This window comes from Stenotrophomonas sp. YJH_SMC_122 (assembly GCF_059369535.1).
The window spans coordinates 293,829-315,850 of the sequence record NZ_JCAFST010000001.1; the positions used below are offsets into that span (position 1 = coordinate 293,829).

The following is a 22,022-nucleotide window of genomic DNA, read 5'->3' on the forward strand; positions in this document are numbered from 1 at the left end:
CCCGACCTTCTCATTCCTTTCCCGACGAGAACTCCTGATGGCCACGCATGCCCCCAACCCGGCCGATGCCGGAACACCGGCGGCCAAACTGATCGATGCACGCATCGCCGAGCTGGCAGACTGGCGCGGTGAAACACTGGCACGCGTGCGTGCGTTGATCCATGAAGCGCTGCCCGACGTGCAGGAAACCTGGAAATGGCGGGGTACGCCGGTGTGGGAGCACAACGGCATCCTGTGCACCGGCGAGACCTACAAGCAGGCGGTGAAACTGACCTTCGCCAACGGTGCGGCGCTGGCCGATCCCAAAGGCCTGTTCAACGCCAGCCTCGAGGGCAATACGCGGCGTGCGATCGACATCCACGAAGGCGCGATGCCGGATGCCGCTGCGTTCAAGGCGCTGCTGCGCGCGGCGGCGACGTTCAACGCGGGCAAGAAGAAGCGGTAGAGCCGGCCGCTGGCCGGCTGTTGCGCGATGCTGCTGGAGAGGTGTGAGGTTGCCGGCCAGCGGCCGGCACTACCGTGTCATGGGTTGGTCCGTGAGGTTGCCGGCCAGCGGCCGGCACTACCGCAGCGGCGCGGCATCCGGGTCGGCCACCGGCGACGGCGGACAGGCCGGAATCTCCGACGGCGTCGCCAGTTCTTCGGCATGCGAGGGCTTGCCCATCATCTTCGCCTTGCGCCAGCCACCCCAGCGGTAGTACGCCAGCGACAGCAGCATCGACACCAGCGAGCTGACCGGGAAGCTCCACCAGATCGCATCGGCGCCCCAGTACGGCTGCAGCAGTTCGGCGAACGGCACGCGCACGCCCCACAGCGAGCCGGCCAGGATCAGCAGCGGCGGAATCACCGCACCCGTCGAGCGCACCACGCCGGAGATCACGAAGCTGACGCCGAAGAACAGGAACGAGCCGATCACTACGTGGTTGAGGTGGCGCGCGATCTCCAGCGCCTGGCTCGCCGGTGGCAGGAACAGGGCCAGCAGCTGGCGATCGAACACCACCAGCGGCAGGATCAACGCGCCGGTCAGCAGGAAGTTGAACAGCACGCCCTGGCGCGCGGTGCCGCGCACGCGATCCCAGCGCTGCGCACCCACGTTCTGTGCGGCCATCGAAGAGCACGCTGCACCGATCGCCATCGCTGGCATCTGCAGGTAGTTCCACAGTTGCAGGGCGGCACCGTAGCCCGCGCCGGTGTCGGTCCCGTACTGGTTGACCATGGTCATCAGCAGGATCACCGACAGCGAGATCAGCACCATCTGCAGGCCCATCGGTACGCCCTTGACCACCAGCGCCTTGAGGATGGTCATGTCGAGCTTGAACAGGCGCATGTCGGCGCGGCCCAGCCACAGGGTATGGCGCTTGTGCCGCATGTACAGCAGCAGGCCGGCCAGCGACAGCGTCTGTGCGACCAGCGTGGCCCACGCCGAGCCGGCGATACCCAGCGCGGGGAACGGCCCCATGCCGAAGATCAGTACCGGGTTCAGCACGATGTCCAGTGCCACCGACACCATCAGGAAACGGAATGGCGTGCGCGAATCACCGGCGCCGCGCAGCGCGGCGGTGAGGAAGGCGAACGCGTAAAGCGTCGGCATCGCCAGGAAGATGATCTGCAGGTAGGCCTCGGCCAATGGCAGCGAAGCGGCCGGCGTGCCCATCGCCGCCAGCAGCGGATGGGCCATGAACCAGCCGGCGAGGGCGATGATCACCGACAGGCCGATGAAGAAGGTGGCACTGGTGCCGACCACGCGACGCGCCTGCGCGATGTCGCGCGCGCCGATCGCCTGGCCGATCAGGATGGTGGAGGCCATGCCGAAACCGAACACCGAGCCGATCAGGAAGAACATGATGTTGTTGGCGTTCGCGGTGGCGGTCAGTGCCGCCTCGCCCAGGAAGCGCCCGACCCAGACCGCGTTCACCGAACCGTTCAGCGACTGCGCGATGTTGCCCGCCAGGATCGGCAGGGAGAACAACAGGAGATTGCGCCCGATCGGGCCGGAGGTCAGGTCAAGCGGCGCTTTGGCCATGGAGTGGTGATCCAATCCCGGGAGGCGCACACTAGCACCAAGCCGGTTTGCGGGATGTGGCAATGCATCAACGACTGCAGGTGAAGCGGAGGCTGGCGCTGGCCTTGATCGGCGCCGCGCTGGCCGCATGTTCGACGGGTGACCGGCTGGGCGATACCCAGGTGCGGCCGACCGACCGCCCCGAGTGCCTGGTCGGCAGCCAGCGCCAGGATCTGTCTGCTGGCGTACCCACGTTGATCGGCGGCAGCGGCTGCCGCACCGACCCCGACAACCCGCGTCCCCTGAACAAGCGAACGGAGTAGTCCCTGCCGATGACCGAGCTTTCCCCGCTGTCGCCCAGTGTCCGCCTGGACATCTGGCTGTGGGCGGCCCGTTTCTTCAAGACCCGCAGCCTGGCCAAGCAGGCGATCGAGACCGGCAAGGTCAGCGTTGCCGGGCAGCGTCCGAAATCCTCACGCGCGGTGCGCGTGGGCGAGCAGCTTCAGGTCGACCGTGGTGAAGAGCATTTCGAGGTCCAGGTGCTCGGCCTGAGCGATCAGCGCGGGCCCGCAGCGACGGCGCAGCAGCTGTATGCCGAGAGCGAGGCCTCCAAGGCGCGTCGTGCCGAACAGCGTGCGCTGCGCATCGCCGCGCGCGATGGGTTCCAGCCGCCGGAGCACAAGCCGGACAAGCGCGCACGCCGGTTGATCCGCGCGCTGGGCGATATCGACGCGCTGTAAATGATGCGGCGCCGGACCGGGTCCGGCGCCCGCAGACCTCAGCGCTTGCCGCCGAGCAGGCTGCCGCCGATCTTCAGCAGATCGCCCACGCCGAGCTGGCCGTCACCGTCCTGGTCCAGCAGGCTGCCGAGCAGGCCACCGGCGATGCCGCCCTGCTGCTGCACCTGCTGCTTTTCCTGGCCGAGCGCCTGGCTGAGCGAGCCTGCGTCGGCCTGGCCGCCACCGAGACGCTGGGCGAGGAAGGCCATCACGATCGGTGCGAGGATCTGCAGCAGCTGGCTGGTGCGGCTGCTGTCCAGCTGGGTCGCCTGGGCCAGCCCGGTTTCGACCTTCTGCTGGCTGCCGCCGAAGATGTGGCCGAGGATGCCAGCGCCATCGCTGGCGGCACCACCGCCACCGCCGCCCAGTACCGAGCCGAGCACGCTGCCCAGGTCCAGGCCGCTGTGGTTGTTCTGCAGGGCGCCGAGCAGCGCCTGTGCGCCCTGTGGCTGCGAGGCGTTGTTGCCCAGCGCGCCCATCAGCACCGGCAGTGCGGCACTGATTGCCCCGGAGGCCTGGGTATCGCTGATGCCAAGCTGCTGCGACACCTGCTGCAGCGGAGCGCCCTGCAGTTTGGCGAGAAGTTCATCGGTCAGGCTCATCTGCGGAATCCTTGGTTGGGGTGGGGCGTGCCGAAGGTACGATGCGGACCGTTAAAACGGCGACGCCGCCTCACAGGGAGGCGGCGTGCCGTACACGGGGGCGATCAGAGCTCGATGTCTTCCGCGCCCGGGGTCGCGGTGGGGAAGTCCGCCTCCGGCTGCGCCGCCTTGAACGGATCCGACGGCTGGCTGGCCAGCGCCTTCAGCGCCGCGGCGACGCCGGCACCGTAGGCCGGGTCGGCCTTGCTGCAGTTGTCGATGTGGCGCTGCTTGATGAAGTCCGGTGCATCCCCCAGGGCGCGGGCGGTGTTGGCGAACAGGCGGTCCTTCTGTGCCTGGTTGTAGCTGCGGAACAGGGCGCCGGGCTGGCTGAAGTAGTCGGCGTCGTCCTCACGGAAGTTCCAGAAGTCGGCGTCGCCGCGGATCTTCATCGGCGGTTCGCGGTACTGCGGCTGTTCCTGCCACTGGCCGTAGCTGTTCGGTTCGTAATGCGGCAGGCCGCCGTAGTTGCCATCCACGCGCATCGCACCATCGCGGTGGTTGCTATGCACCGGGCAGCGTGCGGCGTTGACCGGAATCTGGTGGTGGTTCACGCCCAGGCGATAACGCTGCGCATCGGAATAGGCGAACAGGCGTGCCTGCAGCATCTTGTCCGGCGACGGGCCGATGCCCGGCACCAGGTTGCTCGGTGCGAACGCCGACTGCTCCACGTCCTGGTACCAGTTGACCGGGTTGCGGTTCAGCTCGAACTGGCCGACTTCGATCAGCGGGTAGTCGCTCTTCGGCCATACCTTGGTCAGGTCGAACGGATGGATGCGGTAGGTTTCCGCCTCCAGCTCGGGCATGACCTGGATGAACAGCTTCCACTTCGGGAAGTCGCCCTTCTCGATCGCGGCGAACAGGTCGCGGCCGTGGCTTTCGCGGTCATGGCCGACCAGGATCTGCGCCTGCGCGTCGGTCAGCGATTCGATGCCCTGCTGGCTGACGAAGTGGAACTTCACCCAGAAGCGCTCGCTGTCGGCGTTGGTGAAGCTGTAGGTGTGCGAGCCGAAACCGTGCATGTGGCGGAAGCTGCGCGGAATGCCGCGGTCGCTCATCACCACGGTCACCTGCAGCAGGGCTTCGGGCAGCAGCGTCCAGAAGTCCCAGTTGTTGCGTGCGCTGCGCAGGTTGGTATGCGGGTCGCGCTTGACTGCCTTGTTGAGGTCGGCGAACTTGCGCGGGTCGCGCAGGAAGAACACCGGCGTGTTGTTGCCGACCAGGTCCCAGTTGCCTTCTTCGGTGTAGAACTTCAGGGCGAAGCCGCGGATGTCACGCTCGGCGTCGGCGGCGCCACGCTCGCCGGCCACCGTGGTGAAGCGGGCGAACATCTCGGTCTGCTTGCCGACCTTCTCGAACAGCTTGGCGCGCGTGTACCGGGTGATGTCGTGGGTGACGGTGAAGGTACCGAACGCGCCCGAGCCCTTGGCGTGCATGCGGCGCTCGGGAATGATCTCGCGGTTGAGGTTGGCCAACTTTTCCAGCAGCCACACGTCTTCCATCAGCAGCGGGCCGCGCGGGCCAGCGGTCCTGCTGTTCTGGTTGTCCACCACCGGTGCGCCGAAGGCCGTGGTCATCGGCGTGACCGGATCGTCGCCGTGCTTCTGCTTCGGCGTGGTGCTCAGTTCACGCTGCTGCTGGGCGCCTTCTGCCGGCGACGGAGCGGTGTGATACGGGCACTTGGGACTGTTGTTATCGGACTGGCTCATGGCTGGCTCCTGCGGGTGAAGACGGGGGTGGAACATCTTCACTCGACTTTAGCTACGGCCAGATGAAATGAATAATCGAATGATCCGTTCAGGCTGATAGTTTCTGTCAATTGAAACGAAGAATCGGATTTACAGGGCCTTTCGGACAGCCGCCCGCGCCGTGGCGGGAGGCCGGGGCCGGGCGCGGCAGGGCTAGAGCAGCGCCTTCAGCCGGTACAACGCTTCCAGTGCCTGCTTCGGGGTCAGCTCATCGGGGTCGATGGCCGCCAGCGCTTCCTGTGCCTTGTTGGATGGCGCGGCGAACAGCCCGAACTGCTGCGGCGCATCCAGTGCCTGTGGCGCCAGTTCGGCGGCATGGCTTTCACCGCCGCGCTGCTCCAGCTCGGCCAGGCGACGGCGTGCCTGTGCCACGGTGGCGCGCGGCAGGCCGGCCAGTGCAGCCACCTGCAGGCCGAAACTGCGGTTGGCCGGACCATCCTTGACCGCGTGCATGAACACCAGCGCCTCGCCGTGCTCGACCGCATCCAGGTGCACGTTGGCGATGCCGCTGCGGCCGCCCTCGTGTTGTTCGTCGGCCAGCGCGGTCAGCTCGAAATAGTGGGTGGCGAACAGCGTGTAGCAGCGGTTCTGGTAGGCAAGGTGACGAGCCACCGCGTCGGCCAGCGCCAGGCCATCGTAGGTGGAGGTGCCGCGGCCGATCTCGTCCATCAGCACCAGCGAATGGGCGGTGGCGTGATGCAGGATGTAGCTGGTCTCGGCCATCTCGACCATGAAGGTCGACTGCCCGCGCGCAAGGTCGTCACCGGCGCCGATGCGGGTCAGGATGCGGTCGATCGGGCCGATCACCGCACGGCTGGCCGGCACGAAGCTGCCGATGTGGGCCAGCAGCACGATCAGCGCGTTCTGCCGCATGTAGGTCGATTTACCGCCCATGTTCGGGCCGGTGATGACCAGCATGCGACGGTCCGGATGCAGGTCCAGGTCATTCGGTTCGAACGGCTGCTCGCGCACCGCCTCGACCACCGGGTGGCGGCCGCGCTCGATCTTCAGGCACGGTGCCGTTTCCAGTTCCGGGCGCGACCAGTCCAGCGCCTGCGCGCGCTCGGCGAAGGCGGCCAGCACGTCCAGTTCGCTCAGCGCAGCGGCGCACTGCTTCAACGGTTCCAGCTGTTCGCCGAGGGTATCCAGCAGCTGCTCGTACAGGTACTTCTCGCGCGACAGCGAACGGTCGCGCGCGGACAGCACCTTGTCTTCGAACGCCTTCAGTTCTTCGGTGATGTAGCGCTCGGCATTGGTCAGTGTCTGGCGGCGGGTGTAGTGCACCGGCGCACGGTCGGACTGGCCCTTGCTGATCTCGATGTAGTAGCCGTGCACGCGGTTGTAGCCCACCTTCAGGGTGGGAATGCCGCTGCTTTCGCGTTCGCGCTGTTCCAGGTCCACCAGGAACTGGTCGGCATGGGTGGACAGGCGGCGCAGCTCGTCCAGCTCTTCATCGAAGCCGTCAGCCAGCACGCCGCCGTCGCTCAGTTTCAGCGGTGGCATCTCGGCGATGGCACTGGCCAGCAGCTGCGCGCACGCATCGTGTTCGCCCAGCGCGGCGTGCAGGGCCTGCAGGCGCGGCGAATCCAGCGGCGCCAGCACCTCGCGCACGGCCGGCAGCAGGCCCAGGCCGTCACGCAGCGTGGAGAAATCGCGCGGGCGCGCCGAGCGCAGCGCGACGCGGGTGAGGATGCGTTCCAGGTCGCCCAGGCGCCGGAACTGTTCGCGGATATCGGCGTCGCTGCCGCGGTCGATCAGGGTTTCCACCGCATGGTGACGCTGTACCAGGACCTCGCGCAGGCGCAGCGGGCGGTGCAGCCAGCGCCGCAGCAGGCGGCCGCCCATCGGCGTCACCGTGCTGTCGAGCACGCCCAGCAGGGTATTGCGGGTATCGCCGTCGACGCGCGTGTCCAGTTCCAGGTGGCGACGGGTGGCGGCGTTCATCGCGATCGCCTCGCCAGCGGTTTCCATCGCGATCGAGGTCAGGTGCGGCAGGCGCTGCTTCTGGGTCTCCTCGACATAGCCAAGCAGGGCACCTGCGGCAGCGGTCGCGCGCGGCTTGTCATCGATGCCGAAGCCGCTCAGGTCGTGCAGCTTGAAGAAGGCCAGCAGCTGGCGGCGGCCGCTGTCGGCGTCGAACAGCCAGGGGGCGCGACGGCGCACGCCGGTGCGCTGGCGCAGGAATTCCGGCCAGTTCTCTTCGTCGGGCACCAGCAGCTCGGCCGGCTCCAGGCGGGCCAGTTCGGCTTCCAGTGCGTCGTCGGTCTCCACTTCGTTGACCAGGAAGCGGCCACCGGCCAGGTCGGCCCAGGCCAGGCCGTAGCCCTGCTTCGTGCGCGACAGCGCCATCAGCAGGGTGTCACGGCGCTCGTCCAGCAGCGCTTCGTCGGTGACGGTGCCGGGGGTGACGATGCGCACCACCTTGCGTTCGACCAGGCCCTTGGCCAGCGCCGGATCGCCGATCTGCTCGCAGATCGCCACCGACTCGCCCAGCGCCACCAGCCGTGCCAGGTAGCCCTCGTAGGCGTGCACCGGGACACCGGCCATCGGGATCGGCGCGCCACCGGAGCTGCCACGCTGGGTCAGGGTGATGTCGAGCAGGCGCGCGGCCTTGCGCGCATCGTCGTAGAACAGCTCGTAGAAATCGCCCATGCGGAAGAACAGCAGCAGATCCGGGTACTCGGACTTGGCTGCGAAGAACTGCTTCATCAGCGGGGTGTGTTCGGCGGACTTGTCTTTGGACATGGGACTCGTGGATCAGGGCATCCGGCCGCGCCGGAGGGCGGCGGCAGCGGAGCGGGTACAGGGCCGTCCATGGTAACTGCTGGGGCGCAGGGTTGCGGCCACCGATGGCAGGCCGGTACGGCACGGAAAGGGGGTCAGGCCGGGATCAGGGTGATCTGCCGATGGCTGCCAAAGATGTGCATGACGATTTCGAAGTAGGTCGGTCCCTCGCCCTGTTGCAGGGCCTGCAGCTGGCGGGCAATGGCCTGCGTATTGAAACTGCCCGGTGTGTCCAGCTTTGCCTGCAGCCATTGGCGGGTGGTGTCCATGCCCAGGGCCGCGCGGCTGTGGGCGATATCGCGCCAGATCAGCGTGGCCTGCGCCTGCCCGGCCAACGCGCCATAACTGCCATGCAGCAGGTCGTCCAGCGCGTCCAGGCTCGGCCCGAGCTGCCACGCCTCGCCAGCCATGAACACGCGGTTGATCTCCGCGTACAGGCTGGCGATGTCATCGATGGCGGCGCCTTCAATCTGTAGGACGATGGTCATGCGCCGACTGTAGCGTGACCCGCGCGCAGGGCGTGTGCGGCTGAACGGAATCGCTTTGCGGGCGTGGGCCGTGCACCGCATACTTCGCGGCTGCACTTCGCTGCACGGCTGTCGTGCAGCAGCATGCGCCGCTTTGCAGGCACGAGGCGAACGCTCGTTCCGCAACCTGCCAGCGCTTTGCCGCGAGCCTTTGCACAGGGCTGACGTGCGCCCTCCGGAAATTCATCCTTCAGAAACTCCCGCGCCGGCCGATCTGTACTCCGGCATTGCGCCTGTCGCGCGATGCCGTGGCTGTCCATGGTGGCGCAGCCTCGGTTCACGTTCCTGCAGCACCGCGGCTGGCACCGCGGGCGCTGGCAGGACGATTTCGAATGGAACGTAGAGTGGAAACAGGGAAGAAGCACCCGGGGCCGAGGCTCCATCGTGGTTGGTCGTTGATGCTCGCCGTTGCCGCATGGCCGGCGACCGCCCAGCAGGCCGGTGATCCCGCCGCGCAGGAACTGCTGCGGCAGCAGGAGCGCGAACGCGTGCTGCGCGAGCAGCAGGAACAACGCCCCGACGTCCGCCTGGAGCGGGACGCGCAGAAGGAGGGCGACCGCCTGCCGGCGCAGGAGCACCCGTGCGTACGCATCGATCGCATCGTGCTGGAAGGCGAAGACAGCCAGCGCTTCGGCTGGGCACTGGCGGCGGCCGACCCGGCGGACGATCCGGCCACTGGCCGTTGCCTGGGAACCGAGGGCATCAACGTGGTGATGAAGCGTGTGCAGAACGCGATCATCGCCCGTGGCTATGTCACCACGCGCGTGCTGTCGGCACCGCAGGACCTCAACCAGGGCACGCTGGCGTTGTCGGTGGTGCCGGGCCGGTTCCGCGAGGCCGTGTTCTCCGATCCGCAGGGACGGCATCCGGCCCTCGCCAATGCATTGCCGATCCGCAGTGGCGGCCTGCTCAACCTGCGTGACATCGAGCAGGGCCTGGAGAACCTGCAGCGCGTGCCCACCGTCAGCGCCGACATCAAGATCGCGCCGGCCGACGGCGAGGGCGCGGCGCCCGGCCAGAGCGACCTGCAGATCGACTGGACGCAGCGTTCACCGGTACGCGCCAGCGTCACCCTGGACGATGCCGGCAGCCGCGGGACCGGGAAGCTGCAGGCCAACGCGACGCTGTCGCTGGACAATCCGCTGGGCCTGAACGAGCTGTTCTACGTCAGTGCTGGCCGCGGCGTGTTCAACGGCCGCGGCAAGGACACCGACAGCTGGACCGCGCACTACGACGTGCCCTACGGCTACTGGCTGTTCGGTGCTACTGCCAGCGCCTACGACTACAGCCAGAACGTGGTCGGTGCTTTTGAACGCTACGACTACAGTGGCCGCAGCCGCAACGCCGAGGCGCGGGTGGACCGGCTGCTGCTGCGCAATGCCAAGGTCAAGTTCAGTGCCTACGCACGCGGCTGGCAGCGCGAGTCGAAGAACTACATCGACGATACCGAGATCGAAGTGCAGCGCCGCCGCACCGCCGGCTGGGAACTGGGCCTGACCCACAAGCAGTTCATCGGCACTGCCACGCTCGATGCCAGTGTGGCCTACCGGCGTGGCACGGGCGCCTTCCACGCACTGCGTTCGCCGGAAGAGATGGCGCAATTGTGGGACCCGACGTTGCCGCTGGAAGGCACCTCGCGGATGAAGCTGATCACCGCCGACGCGCAGTTCAGCGTGCCGTTCCCGCTGGGCCGGCAACGCCTGCGCTACACCGCCGCATGGCGGGCGCAGTGGAACCGCACGCCACTCTCGCCGCAGGACCGCTTCGCCATCGGTGGCCGCTATACCGTGCGCGGTTTCGACGGTGAAAGTTCGCTCAGCGGCGAGCGTGGCTGGTCGCTGCGCAACGATCTTTCGCTCGGTATCGGGGGCGGCCAGGAGTTCTACGTGGCTGCCGACTACGGCCGCATCGGCGGCCCATCCGCGCAGTGGCAGTCCGGCCATGACCTGGCCGGCATGGCACTGGGCCTGCGCGGCGGCTGGCAGCAGCTTTCCTGGGATGGCTTCGTCGGTTCGGCGCTGCGCAAACCCGCCCATTTCCCCACCGACTACACGACATTCGGCTTCAGCCTGGCCTGGCGCTACTGATCTGCCACAAGGACACGTGACATGAACACTATCTATCGTCTGGTTTTCAACCGCGCGCTGCGCGTCTGGCAGGTGGCGTCGGAGCTGGTGAAGGGCGGCGGTGGCCTGGTCGGCCATGTGCCGGGCCGGCAGAGCGCTGCGCTGTCGCCGCTGGGTTTCGCGCTGATGTGCTCACTGGGCTGGGTCAGCCTGGTAACACCTGCACTGGCGCAGTCCGACGCGCGCATCATTTCCGATCCGAATGCGCCGGGCCGTGAACGGCCGACGATGGTGACGGCACCCAATGGCGTGCCGATGGTGAACATCACCACGCCGTCGGCGGCGGGCGTGTCGCGCAACCGCTATTCGCAGTTCGACGTGGGCCGCGATGGCGTCATCCTCAACAACGCCCGCGGCCAGGTGCAGACGCAGCTGGGCGGCTGGGTGCAGGGCAACCCGTGGCTCGCCACCGGCAGTGCACGGGTGATCCTCAATGAAGTGAATGGTCCGGCCAGCCGGCTCAACGGCTATGTGGAAGTGGCCGGGCAGCGCGCCGAAGTGATCATTGCCAACCCGGCCGGCATCCAGGTCAACGGCGGCGGCTTCCTCAATGCCAGCCGGGTGACCCTGACCACCGGCACGCCGATGTTCACGGGGGGCGGCGCACTGGAGGGCTACCGCGTCACCGGCGGCGCGATCCAGATCGATGGCGATGGCCTGGACACCAGCCGTGCCGATTACACCGACCTGATCACCCGTTCGTTGCAGGTCAACGCCGGCATCTGGGCCAACCAGCTGCAGGCGACGCTGGGCAACAACGTGGTCAGTGCCGACCACAGCCAGGCCAGTGCGACCGCAGCCAGCGGCGAGGCACCGACCTTCGCGCTGGACGTTGGCGCACTGGGCGGCATGTTCGCCAACAAGATCTGGCTGGTGGGCAACGAGCACGGCGTGGGCGTGCGCAATGCCGGCAGCATCGGCGCGCAGGCCGGCGAGCTGGTAGTGACGGTGGATGGCCGCCTGGAAAACACCGGCGCCCTGCAGTCGCGGCAGAACGTGCGCGTGCAGGCCAGTGGCGACCTTGCCAATGGCGGCACCATCGCGGCCACGCGCGAAGTTGCGATCACCGCCGGTGGCACGCTGGACAACAGCGGCGGCACGCTCAATGCACAGCGCCTGCAGGTGGAGGCGCAGGGGTTGCGCAACCATGGCGGCGCCATTGAACAGACCGGCGCACAAGCGCTGGCGGTCAAGGCCGACGCAGCCAGCAACCGTAGCAATGGCCTGTTGGGCGCACTGGATGCCGTGGCGTCAGGTGGTAACGGGAGCAGCGCTGGCAGCGGCGCGTCGCCCGGCAATGGCGGTGGAATACCAGGAACCGGCACGCCGGGAACGCCGGGAACCGGAGGCGGCAATGGCGGCTCGGCGGGTACGCCGACGTCGCCGGAGCTGCCCTTGGCCGAGGGCCTGATCGCCATCGCCGGTACGCTGGACAACGACGGCGGCAGCATCAGCAACGGCGGCACGGTGTCACTGGTCGCACGCAACGGTCTCGACAACAGCGGCGGTCGCCTGGGAGTGAGCGCGCTGCAGGCCGGGGGTGAGCTGCGCAATGACGGCGGCATGCTGCAGGTGCATGGCGATGCCGCGTTGCAGGTGGGCCTGTTGTCGAACCAGAAGGGTGCGCTGAGCGTGGCCGGCGACCTGTGGTTGGATGCGCAGTCGCTCGACAACCGCGGTGGTGAACTGCGGCACGCCGGCAAAGCGGCATCGTCGTGGACGGTGCAGGGACTGTTCAACAACGACGGTGGTCTGCTGGCCACCAATGCCACGCAGCTGGCCTTGCGCGCAGGCCAGGTCGGCAATGCCGGTGGCCGCATCGAACATGCCGGTGGCGATGGTCTCGCGTTGGTTACGGGCGACTGGGCCGGCAGCGGCGGGCGACTGAGTACCCTGGGCCGCCTGCAATGGTCGGCCGGCAACGCCGATCTGCGCAGCGGTTCGCTCAGTGCGGCCGGGTTCGACATCCTGGCCGCGACGCTGGACAACCGGGGCGGCAGCCTGCTGTCGCTGGGTAGCGGGGCCAGTTCGGTGAAGGCCACGACGCTGGACAACCGTGCCCGCGGTACGCTGGCCGGCAACGGCGATCTGGCACTGGTCGCGACCACGCTGGACAACAGCAACGGCCTGGTTCAGCAGGCTGGCACCGGCACCCTGAGCGTGCAGGCCGATACGTTGCGTGGCAGCGAAGGGCGCCTGCTCAGCAACGGCGCGCTGGTGCTGTCCGGCGGCGAGCTGGACGTGAGTGGCGGTACGACATCGGCGCAGAGTGTGCAGATCCACGCCGGGGCACTGCGCAACCGCCAGGGCCAGATCGTTTCGCAGGGTGTCTCGGCGCTGGCGCTGGACGTGCGCGATGCGCTCGACAATCAGGGCGGCCAGATCGTCGGCAACGGCGGCCTGCGCATCGACGCCGGTCGCATCGACAACCAGAAGGGCACGCTGCAGTCGGCCGGTACGCAGGGCGTGTCCCTGGCGGTGCGCGACACGCTGGACAACAGCGGCGGCGGCATCTCCGGCAATGGCCAGGTGCAGCTGCAGGTTGGCAGCCTGGTCAACCAGGGCGGCAAGGTGCTGGCGGCAGGCAGTGGCGCGCTGCAGGTGCAGGCCCGAGAGCGCTTGGACAACAGCAACGGCGGCCGCCTGGCCGGTACCGGTGATGTGCAGCTGCAGGCAGCGCGCCTGGACAACCGCGGCGGCGCGATCGAACACGCGGGCAGCGGCACCTTGCAGATCCGGGCCGACAGCCTGCAGGGCGCGGCGGGCCGGATCCTCAGCCAGTCGTCGCTGACGCTGGAAGGGGGCGAGCTGGTGCTCGGCGCCGGCAGCGTTACCCAGGCCGAGCGCATCGCCATCGATGCGCAGCGCCTGGACAATGCCGGAGGCAGCCTCAGTGCGACTGGCAGCGAGGCGCTGCTAGTGCGTGTGGCGCAGGCATTGGACAACAGCGGCGGCACGATCGCCGGCAACGGCGCACTGGATGTACAGGCCGGTGAACTGATCAACCGCAAGGGCATGCTCAGCGGTGCCGGAACGGCTGACAGCACGCTGCAGATCGTCGCTGCGCTGGACAATGACGAAGGCACGATCGCCAGCAATGCCAACCGCCTGACGGTCACTTCCGCACGGCTGGACAACAGTGGCGGCAGCATCCGCCAGGCCGGCAACCAGGGCCTGGACATCACCACCGGCCGCCTGGACGGCAGCAAGGGCACGCTGGTCTCCTCGGCCACGCTGACCCTGCGTGCTGGCGACGTGGACCATCGTGACGCGACACTGGGCGCCGATCGCCTCGACCTTGAGGCCACTACGCTCGACAACGCCGGTGGCCGCATCATCGCCAGCGGCGAAGGCGCCAGTCGCATCAAGGCCACGACGCTGGGCAATGCCGGTGGCACGCTGGCCAGCAATGGCGACCTGGCCCTGCTGGCACAGGCGCTGGACAACCGTGCAGGCAGGATCCAGCACGCGGGCAGCGGCCAGCTGCAGGTCTCGGCGAAGACCCTGCTGGGCAACGGCGGCAGCGTGCTCAGCAATGGCAGCTTCGCGCTGGATGGCGCCAACCTCGATCTGACCGCGGCAACCACCTCGGCGCGCCGCGTCGACATCAGCGCCGATACCCTGACCACCGCCGGTGGCACGCTCACCGCAACCGGTGAAGACGCGCTGCGCCTGCGCGTACAGGGTGTGCTGGACAATCGTGGTGGCACGCTGGCGGGCAATGGCGTGCTGGATCTCACCGCGCAGCAGCTGATCAATGCACAGGGCACGCTGCAGGGTGCAGGCGCGGGTCACTCCACGCTGGCGATCGGCCAGGCGCTGGACAACCAGAAGGGCCGCATCCTGCTCGGCGGTGCCGGCACAGTCACCGCGGCCAGCCTTGGTAACCAGGGCGGCACAGTGCACGCGGGCGGCAGCGCGCTGGTGCTGGGCGTTGACGGTCGTCTCGACAATGGCGAGCAGGGCCTGCTGTCCAGCGCCGGCACGTTGACCCTGGATGCCGGCAGTCTCGACAACCGCCACGGCACCCTGGTCGCTGGCCAGGACCTGGCGGTGACCACGGCGGCAGGCGTGGACAACAGTGACGGCGCGATGCAGGCCGCCGAACGGCTGCAGCTGCAGGGTAACGGCCTGGACAACCAGCGGGGCACGCTGCTGGGTGGCCAGCTGGACATCGATACCCGCGGCCAGCGGCTGGACAACCGCGCCGGCACGCTGGGTACGCAGAAGGGCGCGCTGAGTGTGCGCAGTGGCGCTCTGGACAATCAGGGCGGTCGCGTGCAGTCGGCGGCCGACCTGACCATCAACACGGCCGGGCAGGACATCGACAACCGTTTCACGGCCGGCAGCGGTGGGCTGCTGGCGGCCGGGAAGCTGCAGCTGGAAGGCGGTGTGCTGGACAACCGTGGCGGCGCAGTCAATGCACAAGGCGATGCGCGCTTGCTGCTGGCCCGCGTCGACAACAGTTCCGGTGGAACACTTGCCAGCGCCGCGAATCTGTCGCTGCAGGCGGCGAGCCTGGCCAATGCCAGTGGTCGCGTGCAGGCCGGGCGCAACCTCGACCTGACCCTGGACGGGCACCTGGACAACGCCGCCGGCGCGATCGCGGCCGGCCAGCTGCTGACCCTCACGGCCGCCAGCGTGGACAACCGCAACACCCGTGGCGGCGACGGCACGCGTGGCCTGCAGGCGGGCCAGCTGCAGTTCGGTGCACAGTGGCTGGACAACAGCCAGGGCCAGGTCGTCACCGATGGCGGTGCGCGGCTGCAGATCAACGGCCAGCTGCAGAACACCGGCGGCGTGATCAGCACCGGCGGCAACCTGGACAGCCAGGCGGACAACGTCGCCAACAGCGGTGGCCTGCTGCGTGCCGATGGCAGCCAGACGCTGGTGGCACGTGCGCTTAGCGAAGACGGCCAGGTGCATGCGCAGCGGGACCTCGGCCTCACCCTGCAGCAGGGCATGCGCCATCGTGGCGAATGGATCGCCAACGGCACGCTGTCGCTGAACCTGTCCGGCGACCTCGACAACCAGGGCGTGGTGCGCGGTGGCAACCTCGACCTCAACGCCCAGAACATCACCAATGCGGCCTCGGGTGAGATCTCCAGCCAGGGCACGACCCACCTCAACGCCCGTGGCCAGCTGACCAACCGCGGCCTGATCGATGGCGCGCTGACCCACCTGGAGGCCAGCGAAATCGACAATCTTGGCACCGGGCGCATCTACGGTGATCGCGTGGCGATCTCCACCGGCGTGCTGAAGAACCGCGCCGAAGAGGCCGCTGGTGCCACCCGCGTCGGCACCGTGGCTGCACGCGAGCGCCTGGACCTGGGCGTGCGCGAGCTGCAGAACACCGGCAAGGGCCTGATCTACAGCGGCGGTGATGCGGCCATCGGCGGCACGCTGAGTGCCGATCGCATCGCCAGCGGCATTGCCGGGCGGATCGACAACATCAGCTCGGTCATCGATGTCACCGGCAACCTGTCCATCGATGCGCAGGTGGTCAACAACATCCGCGAGAACGTGGTCATCACACAGACCACCACCGTGAACGCTCCGGTGCGCATGGATCGACCCGCCTGGTGGCGCAACGGCAAGAATGGCACCGAGGACATTCGCAGCACCAGTCACTATTCGGCGCACGAGGTGTACTACCTCAACCCGACCGATATCCTGGAAGACACGCCGCACATCACGCCGGATGGCTTCACCGTGCACCGTGCGGTGGTACGACTGACCGCGCAGACCAGTGCCTACTTCTTCGGGCGCGGTGGGCTGTATGCCGCGCTGGGTGAGCGTGCGCGGCTGAACGTGCAGGACGGCACGGTGGTGATTTACTACGTCGGCCGCCAGGACAACCAGGTCAATCCGGACCAGGTTGCCGCTGGTGCCGACGATCCGTTTGCCGAGCTGGCCACCCTGCATCCCGATTCGCCGGCATTCCGCTACGTCGATGACAAACTCACCTACTCGTCAGCGTATGGCACCTGTACGACCAACTGCGTGCAGTTGTGGACCTACAAGGACTACGATCCCGACCGCATTCTGACCAGCCCACAGTTTGCGGGCGGCAACTCCACCAGTGCCAACGAGCAGTATCGCCTGGCCACGCGCACCGTGACCGAAGATGTGTTGCAGCCGAACGTCGGTGCCGATGCGGTCATCCGGTCAGGCGGTGCGATGCGCATCCGCAGCGATGACCTGCGCAACCACTACGGCAGCATTGCCGCCGGCGGCGATCTGGACATCATCGGCCTGACCGGCGCGGCAAAGGTGGAGAACCTGGCGGCCACGCTGTATCGCACGCACCAGTTCTCCAACGTCAGCCACACGTTCGGCGGGGATGTGATGACCTGGAGTGCTCCGGCTATTTCCGAGGTGACCGGTAAGATTGGCGGCAGCATTGTCAGCGGCGGCTCGTTGAGCATCGACGTCGGTGACCTGAGCAACCTCAACCAGGGGCGAAACGCGCCGAACGTGCAGAACGGTTCGGCCATGGCCAACCTCAACGTGCAGGGGCCCACGGCGCTGCCGGATCGGCCGGGTCATGGCGGTGCGCAGGGGCCGGGCCAATCCACCGGCACCGGTGCCGAACGCGCGCTGGCACAGGCGGCCGATGGTGCCAGTACCCAGCAAGGGAGCAGCGTCGGCGGGGTGAGTGGCAACACCGGTACATTCGGGCCGCGCGTGGTCGCAGCCAGTGGAGGATCGCCGGATCGCATCGCGATGGGTGCACCGGACACGCGCGCGCCGAGCGCCAGCCTGTTCAACGTCAATCCCAACGGCGGCCACTATCTGGTCGAGACCGATCCGCGCTTCACCGACCACAAGACCTGGCTGAGCTCGGACCACCTGCTGGGCCAGATGGGCTACTCGCCCGATACCGTGCAGAAGCGGCTGGGTGATGGGTACTACGAGCAGAAGCTGGTGCGCGAGCAGATCGGCCAGCTGACCGGTCGCCGCTTCCTCGACGGCTACGTCAGTGACGAGGCGCAGTACCGCGCGCTGCTGGAGGCCGGTGCCACGGTCGCCAGCGAATGGGGCCTTCGCCCCGGCGTGGCGCTGACCGAAGCGCAGATGGCACAGCTGACCAGTGACATCGTCTGGCTGGTCGAGCAGACCGTCACCCTGGCCGATGGCAGCACCACCACCGCGCTGGTGCCGCAGGTCTACCTGCGCCTGCGCCCGGGCGACCTCGACGGCAACGGTGCACTGCTGGCCGGCGCCAATGTCGATATCAAACTGGGCAATGGCCTGGTCAACACCGGCAACATCGCCGGGCGCAAGCTGGTGACCATCGATGCCGGCAACATCGAGCATCTGGGCGGCAGCATTTCCGGCCAGTACGTCGGGCTGTCGTCGGACAAGGACATCCGTGTTGTGGGTGCCGCCGTGACGGCCACCGATGCGCTGTCGGTCAAGGCTGCGGGCAATGTCACGGTGGCCTCCACGGTGGAGACACCGCAGGGCGGTGGCACCTACCAGTACGAGACCAACCGCATCGATCGGGTTGCTGGCCTGTACGTAACCAACCCCAGTGGCGACGGCATGCTGTCGGTGGTAGCCGGCGGTGACATCAGCCTGCAGGCCGCACAGATCCGCAACGCCGGCGCCGACGGCCTGACCCAGCTGGCCGCAGGCGGCACTCTGGATGTTGGCGCGATTGCGCTGGAGGAGCGCCGCGACGCCACCTTCGATGAACGCAACCACCAACGCAGCAGCAGGACAACACATGCTGCCAGCTCGGTGCAGGGCGCTGGCGATGTGGTGCTGGCCGCTGGCAAGGACATCAACCTGGCCGCCGCGCAGATCAAAGCGGCGGGCGGTCTGGCATTGCAGGCCGGTGGGGACATCAACAGCCAGGCGCTGGTGGACAGCGAGAGCCGGGATTTTGCGAACGCGGGCAAGCGCAGCTCGCTGCAGGTCAGTCAGAGCGATGAAACAGTTCGTGGAAGCCAGTTGCAGGCGGGGGATGACATCGCGTTCTCGGCTGGTCGCGATGTGACGTTGATTGCGGCAGGCGTGCGAAGTGACCAAGGCGCGATCAGCATTGGCGCAGAGCGTGATGTCAATATCCTCGCCGCTCAGGAATCGCATACCTGGGAGAAAGACACTCAGATCAAGAAGCGCGGGCTCACATCAAGTACACGGACCGCAACGCATGACGCCACGCAGGACGTCCTGGCAATGGGTACCACGCTCTCGGGAGAGAAGGTAATCATTGGAGCCGGCCGGGGCATTACTGTTGAGGGGGCCAAGGTAGCGGCGACCGCCGACGTTCTGATGGCAGCTAAGGGAAATCTCAGCATTCTGGCTGCTGAATCAATTCATTCCGAACAACACAGCAGAGATCGCAAGAAATCTGGCCTTCTGGGCGGCATGAACGGCAGCTTCGGCGTGACGTTTGGGAGCCGTAGCAACGGGAACAGTAACTCGTTGACTGAAACACTCGCCGAAGGAAGTCTCATTGGCAGCGCGCTAGGGAGCGTGACGCTCTCTGCCGGGCAGACCTTGCACCTGGGGGGATCGGATGTGCTGTCCAAGACGGGCATCACGATGATTGGCAAAGACGTGCTCATTGATGCTGCCGAGCAACAAACGACATACACCAACAACAGCTACTTCCGCCAGTCCGGTCTGAACGTCGCGTTGGGCGGTGCCAGCGTTGATACGGTGCAGAGCGCAAGGGCGGTCTATGCGACCGCCAAGAGAGCAGATGAAGTCGAAGATGATCGTCTGAAAGCACTTTATGCGTACAAAGCCGCTCAAGGAGCGATAGCCGTCGCTGAAGCGGTTGGCCAGCACTCGGGCAACGGTGAGGGCGGTGCCGGCTTGAATGTCAGAGTGACGGTTGGCAGCCAGCGGTCCCGCTCTGAGACCGTAATGGAGCAGGCAACGCACCGGGGCAGCCTGCTGAAGAGCGAGGGAGACGTTGTTGTTGCTGCGACCGGCGGCGACCTGACGATTGTCGGCAGCCAGATTTCCGGCGGCAATGTCGATCTGGCCGCAGCGAATGACCTGGTCATCCGTAGCAGTGAAGATCGCTATTCTCAGGAGAGCCGAAACCAGTCGCTGGGCGGGGAGGTGGGCGTTGCCATCAGTGGCAGCAGTGGTGGAGGTGCCGCCATCGGTGTCTACGTGGGCGCGAACGCTGCGCGCGGCAAGGCGGACGGCGAGGGCACCCTCCACAACGAGAGCATCATCCAGGCCGGCGACAGGCTGACCTTCACCAGTGGCGGCAATACCACCTTGCAAGGCGCACAGCTCCTGGCCGACCAGGTGGTCGGACGTGTAACTGGCGATCTGACTTTGCGCAGCGAGCAGGACACAGACCGCTACAAGACCGAACAGCTGGCTGCGAAGGGCGAGGCGACCATCGGCTACGGCTTTGAGGGCAGCGCCAGCGGTAGTGCCAGCATGATCGACAGTGACTATCGCAGTGTTCGCGAGCAGACAGGAATCGCGGCGGGTAGCGGTGGATTCTCGCTGCAGGTGGGCGGCAATACCCACCTCGCTGGTGCTGTGATCGGCAGTACTGCCGATCCGTCCAAGAATCAGCTGTCTACGGGCAGCCTGTCGTTCGAGGAGCTGAAGAATCGTGCCGAGTTCCTCTCTGCGTCCATCAGTGGCGGTACAAGCGGCGGTGGCAATCCCTCGGATGGCTTCTCGTTCGATCCGTCACTGGTGCCCGGTCTGCCGACAGGGGGCAGCAAGAGTTCCACAACTCGCAGTGGGTTGGCAGATGGAACAGTCGAGATCCGCAACGGTGACGATTCCGTACTAGCAGGTTTGCAGCGTGGCGTGACGGGATTGGACAACGCCAATGGCTTTGCGCCGATCTTTGACGAGAGAAAGGTGCAGGAGAGGCAGGAACTGACCCAGATGCTGGGTGCCATCGGCTTTGAAGTGATCGGCAACCTGGCCGCAAATAAGACTGCCCAGGCAAATGCAGACCTCGAAGTGGCCCGTGCCAATGGCGATGCCGAGGCCGAGGCCGATGCGCTTCGGCGGATTGAGCAGTGGGGTGAGGGCGGACGCAACAAAGTGTTGTTGCACGGCCTGACCGGCGCAGCGGTGGCGGCATTGAGCGGTGGAGATATTGGTGGCGATGCAGCTGGCGCAGCCGGTTCCGAGCTGGCCAAGGACGCGATGATCAGGTTCCTTACGGGGCAGGGATTGGATCCGCGCAGTGTTGAGTTCAACAGTTTGATTGAGATCGCCAGCGCTGCCTTGGGGGGCGTGATAGGTGGCAGTGATGGTGCAGCGGTCGCGTTGCTGGGAGATCGGTTCAACCGTCAGTTGCATCCTGATGAAGTGGTGTGGATCAACACTCACGCGGCAAAATTTGCCGAACAGGAAGGAATAAGTGAAGAAGAAGCTCGCCGTAGGCTGATAGTTGAGGGGGCCTCACGCGTTGATGCAAGAGTCAACAAATTGATTGGTGAGGAGAACGTGGATGACGCAGCCACAGCGTTCCTTAGCACCATGGGGGGGAAGTACGGGTTCGGCGCGACGGAGGTCGAGTACAACAATTTCAATCTCTATGGGAACGAGCTGCTCAAGGACGACGCGCTGTACCGGCAGGTCTTTAACTCCTTGCTCGCTGCTGGTGTCTCCAGAGATGATCTGAACTACACCTTTTTTGATCTGAATAACCTGAGAGGTACGGTTGGGCGCGGTCGTGACGGCCAGATGATGCTTGAAAATTTCAGTGGTGATGTTGGGGCAGCAGGCAGCCTGATTGCCAGCCTATCCCGAGGAGATGGCAACGGCGCTGCAATTACCGCCGCAACGTTCTTGATTCCGGTACGTATGCCTGGAGGGAAGATCGTTAGCGAAGTGGGCGTGGAGATCGCAGGGTCTGTCACGAGGGAGGCTGGGCGCCGATCGGATGAGATTTTTGCGGCTGCCGACAAGGCCTTGAAACGGGGCGCTGCAGCGTCGGAGGCTCCTGCTCGATCGCTGGAGCAGCTGCTTCCCAATGGGAAAGTTCCCAGTGTTCGAAATGGAGAATTCAATCGTTGGTTCGATCAGCTTTCTTCGACGGAATTGGAAGTCCTTTGGGGAAATAAGGGCGTTCGAGACGCTATAGAATCCCGCATACGCCAACCTGGCGGGCTGCACGAATGGTGCATGGTCTGTAGAGCCCCTGATTTCAAAAAATGGGGTGTTTCGATGGAGGAGATCAAGAGGTTCAGAACCAGAACAGAGGAGCTGAAATGGACCAATCCTGCTGATGGAAAGCTGGGTGGTCATGGTGGTAACGGTTCTGGAGCCTTCCATAATGAGCTGGGGCGGATAATTGACGAAAGTAGGTCGCTCGAAGAATTCAATTCGAGTATTATAATTCTGAGGGATCGGTGGAAGATTGATCCTGACCTGCTTCCGCCGCTTCCAAAATCTGGAGGGATGTAG

The 22,022-nt window shown here is 66.3% G+C and carries 10 protein-coding genes; 5 read left to right on the forward strand and 5 right to left on the reverse strand.

Annotated elements, in window-relative coordinates; all coding sequences use genetic code 11:
* Nucleotides 1-37 precede the first annotated feature (37 nt).
* Nucleotides 38-445: a DUF1801 domain-containing protein gene (locus AC5P66_RS01445; protein ID WP_099494784.1), complete on the forward strand. Its 408-nt coding sequence runs from the start codon at nt 38-40 to the stop codon at nt 443-445.
* A 117-nt stretch (nt 446-562) separates the two neighbouring features.
* Here the strand turns inward: AC5P66_RS01445 and AC5P66_RS01450 are convergent, their stop codons facing one another.
* A complete protein-coding gene (locus AC5P66_RS01450) occupies nt 563-2,023 on the reverse strand; it encodes an MATE family efflux transporter (protein ID WP_099494785.1) in 1,461 nt (486 codons plus the stop codon).
* 62 nt (nt 2,024-2,085) lie between these two features.
* Here AC5P66_RS01450 and AC5P66_RS01455 point away from each other — a divergent pair, with 62 nt between their 5' ends.
* Nucleotides 2,086-2,325, forward strand: coding sequence for a hypothetical protein (locus AC5P66_RS01455; RefSeq protein WP_005412658.1), 240 nt, complete (start codon nt 2,086-2,088; stop codon nt 2,323-2,325).
* Nucleotides 2,326-2,334: 9 nt separating this feature from the next.
* Entirely contained in the window at nt 2,335-2,742 is a 408-nt protein-coding gene (locus AC5P66_RS01460) for an RNA-binding S4 domain-containing protein (RefSeq protein ID WP_049417354.1), read from the forward strand.
* A gap of 38 nt (nt 2,743-2,780) precedes the next feature.
* On the opposite strand, the gene AC5P66_RS01465 is transcribed toward AC5P66_RS01460, so the two are convergent.
* From AC5P66_RS01465 to AC5P66_RS01480, 4 genes are all read right to left on the reverse strand, one after another.
* Complete coding sequence (locus tag AC5P66_RS01465) at nt 2,781-3,383, reverse strand: DUF937 domain-containing protein (protein ID WP_099494786.1); 603 nt, start codon at nt 3,381-3,383, stop codon at nt 2,781-2,783.
* Nucleotides 3,384-3,487: 104 nt separating this feature from the next.
* Nucleotides 3,488-5,131 (reverse strand): catalase, encoded by a 1,644-nt coding sequence (locus tag AC5P66_RS01470; RefSeq protein ID WP_049417356.1) that lies wholly within the window; start codon nt 5,129-5,131, stop codon nt 3,488-3,490.
* Nucleotides 5,132-5,323: 192 nt separating this feature from the next.
* Nucleotides 5,324-7,915: a DNA mismatch repair protein MutS gene (mutS, locus tag AC5P66_RS01475; protein ID WP_049438672.1), complete on the reverse strand. Its 2,592-nt coding sequence runs from the start codon at nt 7,913-7,915 to the stop codon at nt 5,324-5,326.
* A gap of 134 nt (nt 7,916-8,049) precedes the next feature.
* Nucleotides 8,050-8,442, reverse strand: coding sequence for a barstar family protein (locus AC5P66_RS01480; RefSeq protein ID WP_099487012.1), 393 nt, complete (start codon nt 8,440-8,442; stop codon nt 8,050-8,052).
* Nucleotides 8,443-8,879: 437 nt separating this feature from the next.
* Between AC5P66_RS01480 and AC5P66_RS01485 the strand changes: the two genes are divergently transcribed.
* Together AC5P66_RS01485 and AC5P66_RS01490 are read left to right on the forward strand one after the other, a co-directional pair.
* Complete coding sequence (locus tag AC5P66_RS01485; RefSeq protein WP_428993131.1) at nt 8,880-10,568, forward strand: ShlB/FhaC/HecB family hemolysin secretion/activation protein; 1,689 nt, start codon at nt 8,880-8,882, stop codon at nt 10,566-10,568.
* Between the two features lie 21 nt (nt 10,569-10,589).
* The gene (locus tag AC5P66_RS01490; RefSeq protein WP_258390893.1) at nt 10,590-22,022 is read left to right on the forward strand and encodes a hemagglutinin repeat-containing protein; all 11,433 of its coding nucleotides are present in this window, start codon (nt 10,590-10,592) and stop codon (nt 22,020-22,022) included.

Excerpts from the sequence above, each read along its gene's own strand:
- mutS (WP_049438672.1), bottom strand. The coding sequence starts at position 7,915 with ATGTCCAAAGACAAGTCCGCCGAACACACCCCGCTGATGAAGCAGTTC.
- AC5P66_RS01480 (WP_099487012.1), bottom strand. The coding sequence starts at position 8,442 with ATGACCATCGTCCTACAGATTGAAGGCGCCGCCATCGATGACATCGCC.
- AC5P66_RS01445 (WP_099494784.1), top strand. The coding sequence starts at position 38 with ATGGCCACGCATGCCCCCAACCCGGCCGATGCCGGAACACCGGCGGCC.
- AC5P66_RS01465 (WP_099494786.1), bottom strand. The coding sequence starts at position 3,383 with ATGAGCCTGACCGATGAACTTCTCGCCAAACTGCAGGGCGCTCCGCTG.
- AC5P66_RS01460 (WP_049417354.1), top strand. The coding sequence starts at position 2,335 with ATGACCGAGCTTTCCCCGCTGTCGCCCAGTGTCCGCCTGGACATCTGG.
- AC5P66_RS01455 (WP_005412658.1), top strand. The coding sequence starts at position 2,086 with ATGCATCAACGACTGCAGGTGAAGCGGAGGCTGGCGCTGGCCTTGATC.
- AC5P66_RS01485 (WP_428993131.1), top strand. The coding sequence starts at position 8,880 with ATGCTCGCCGTTGCCGCATGGCCGGCGACCGCCCAGCAGGCCGGTGAT.
- AC5P66_RS01450 (WP_099494785.1), bottom strand. The coding sequence starts at position 2,023 with ATGGCCAAAGCGCCGCTTGACCTGACCTCCGGCCCGATCGGGCGCAAT.
- AC5P66_RS01490 (WP_258390893.1), top strand. The coding sequence starts at position 10,590 with ATGAACACTATCTATCGTCTGGTTTTCAACCGCGCGCTGCGCGTCTGG.
- AC5P66_RS01470 (WP_049417356.1), bottom strand. The coding sequence starts at position 5,131 with ATGAGCCAGTCCGATAACAACAGTCCCAAGTGCCCGTATCACACCGCT.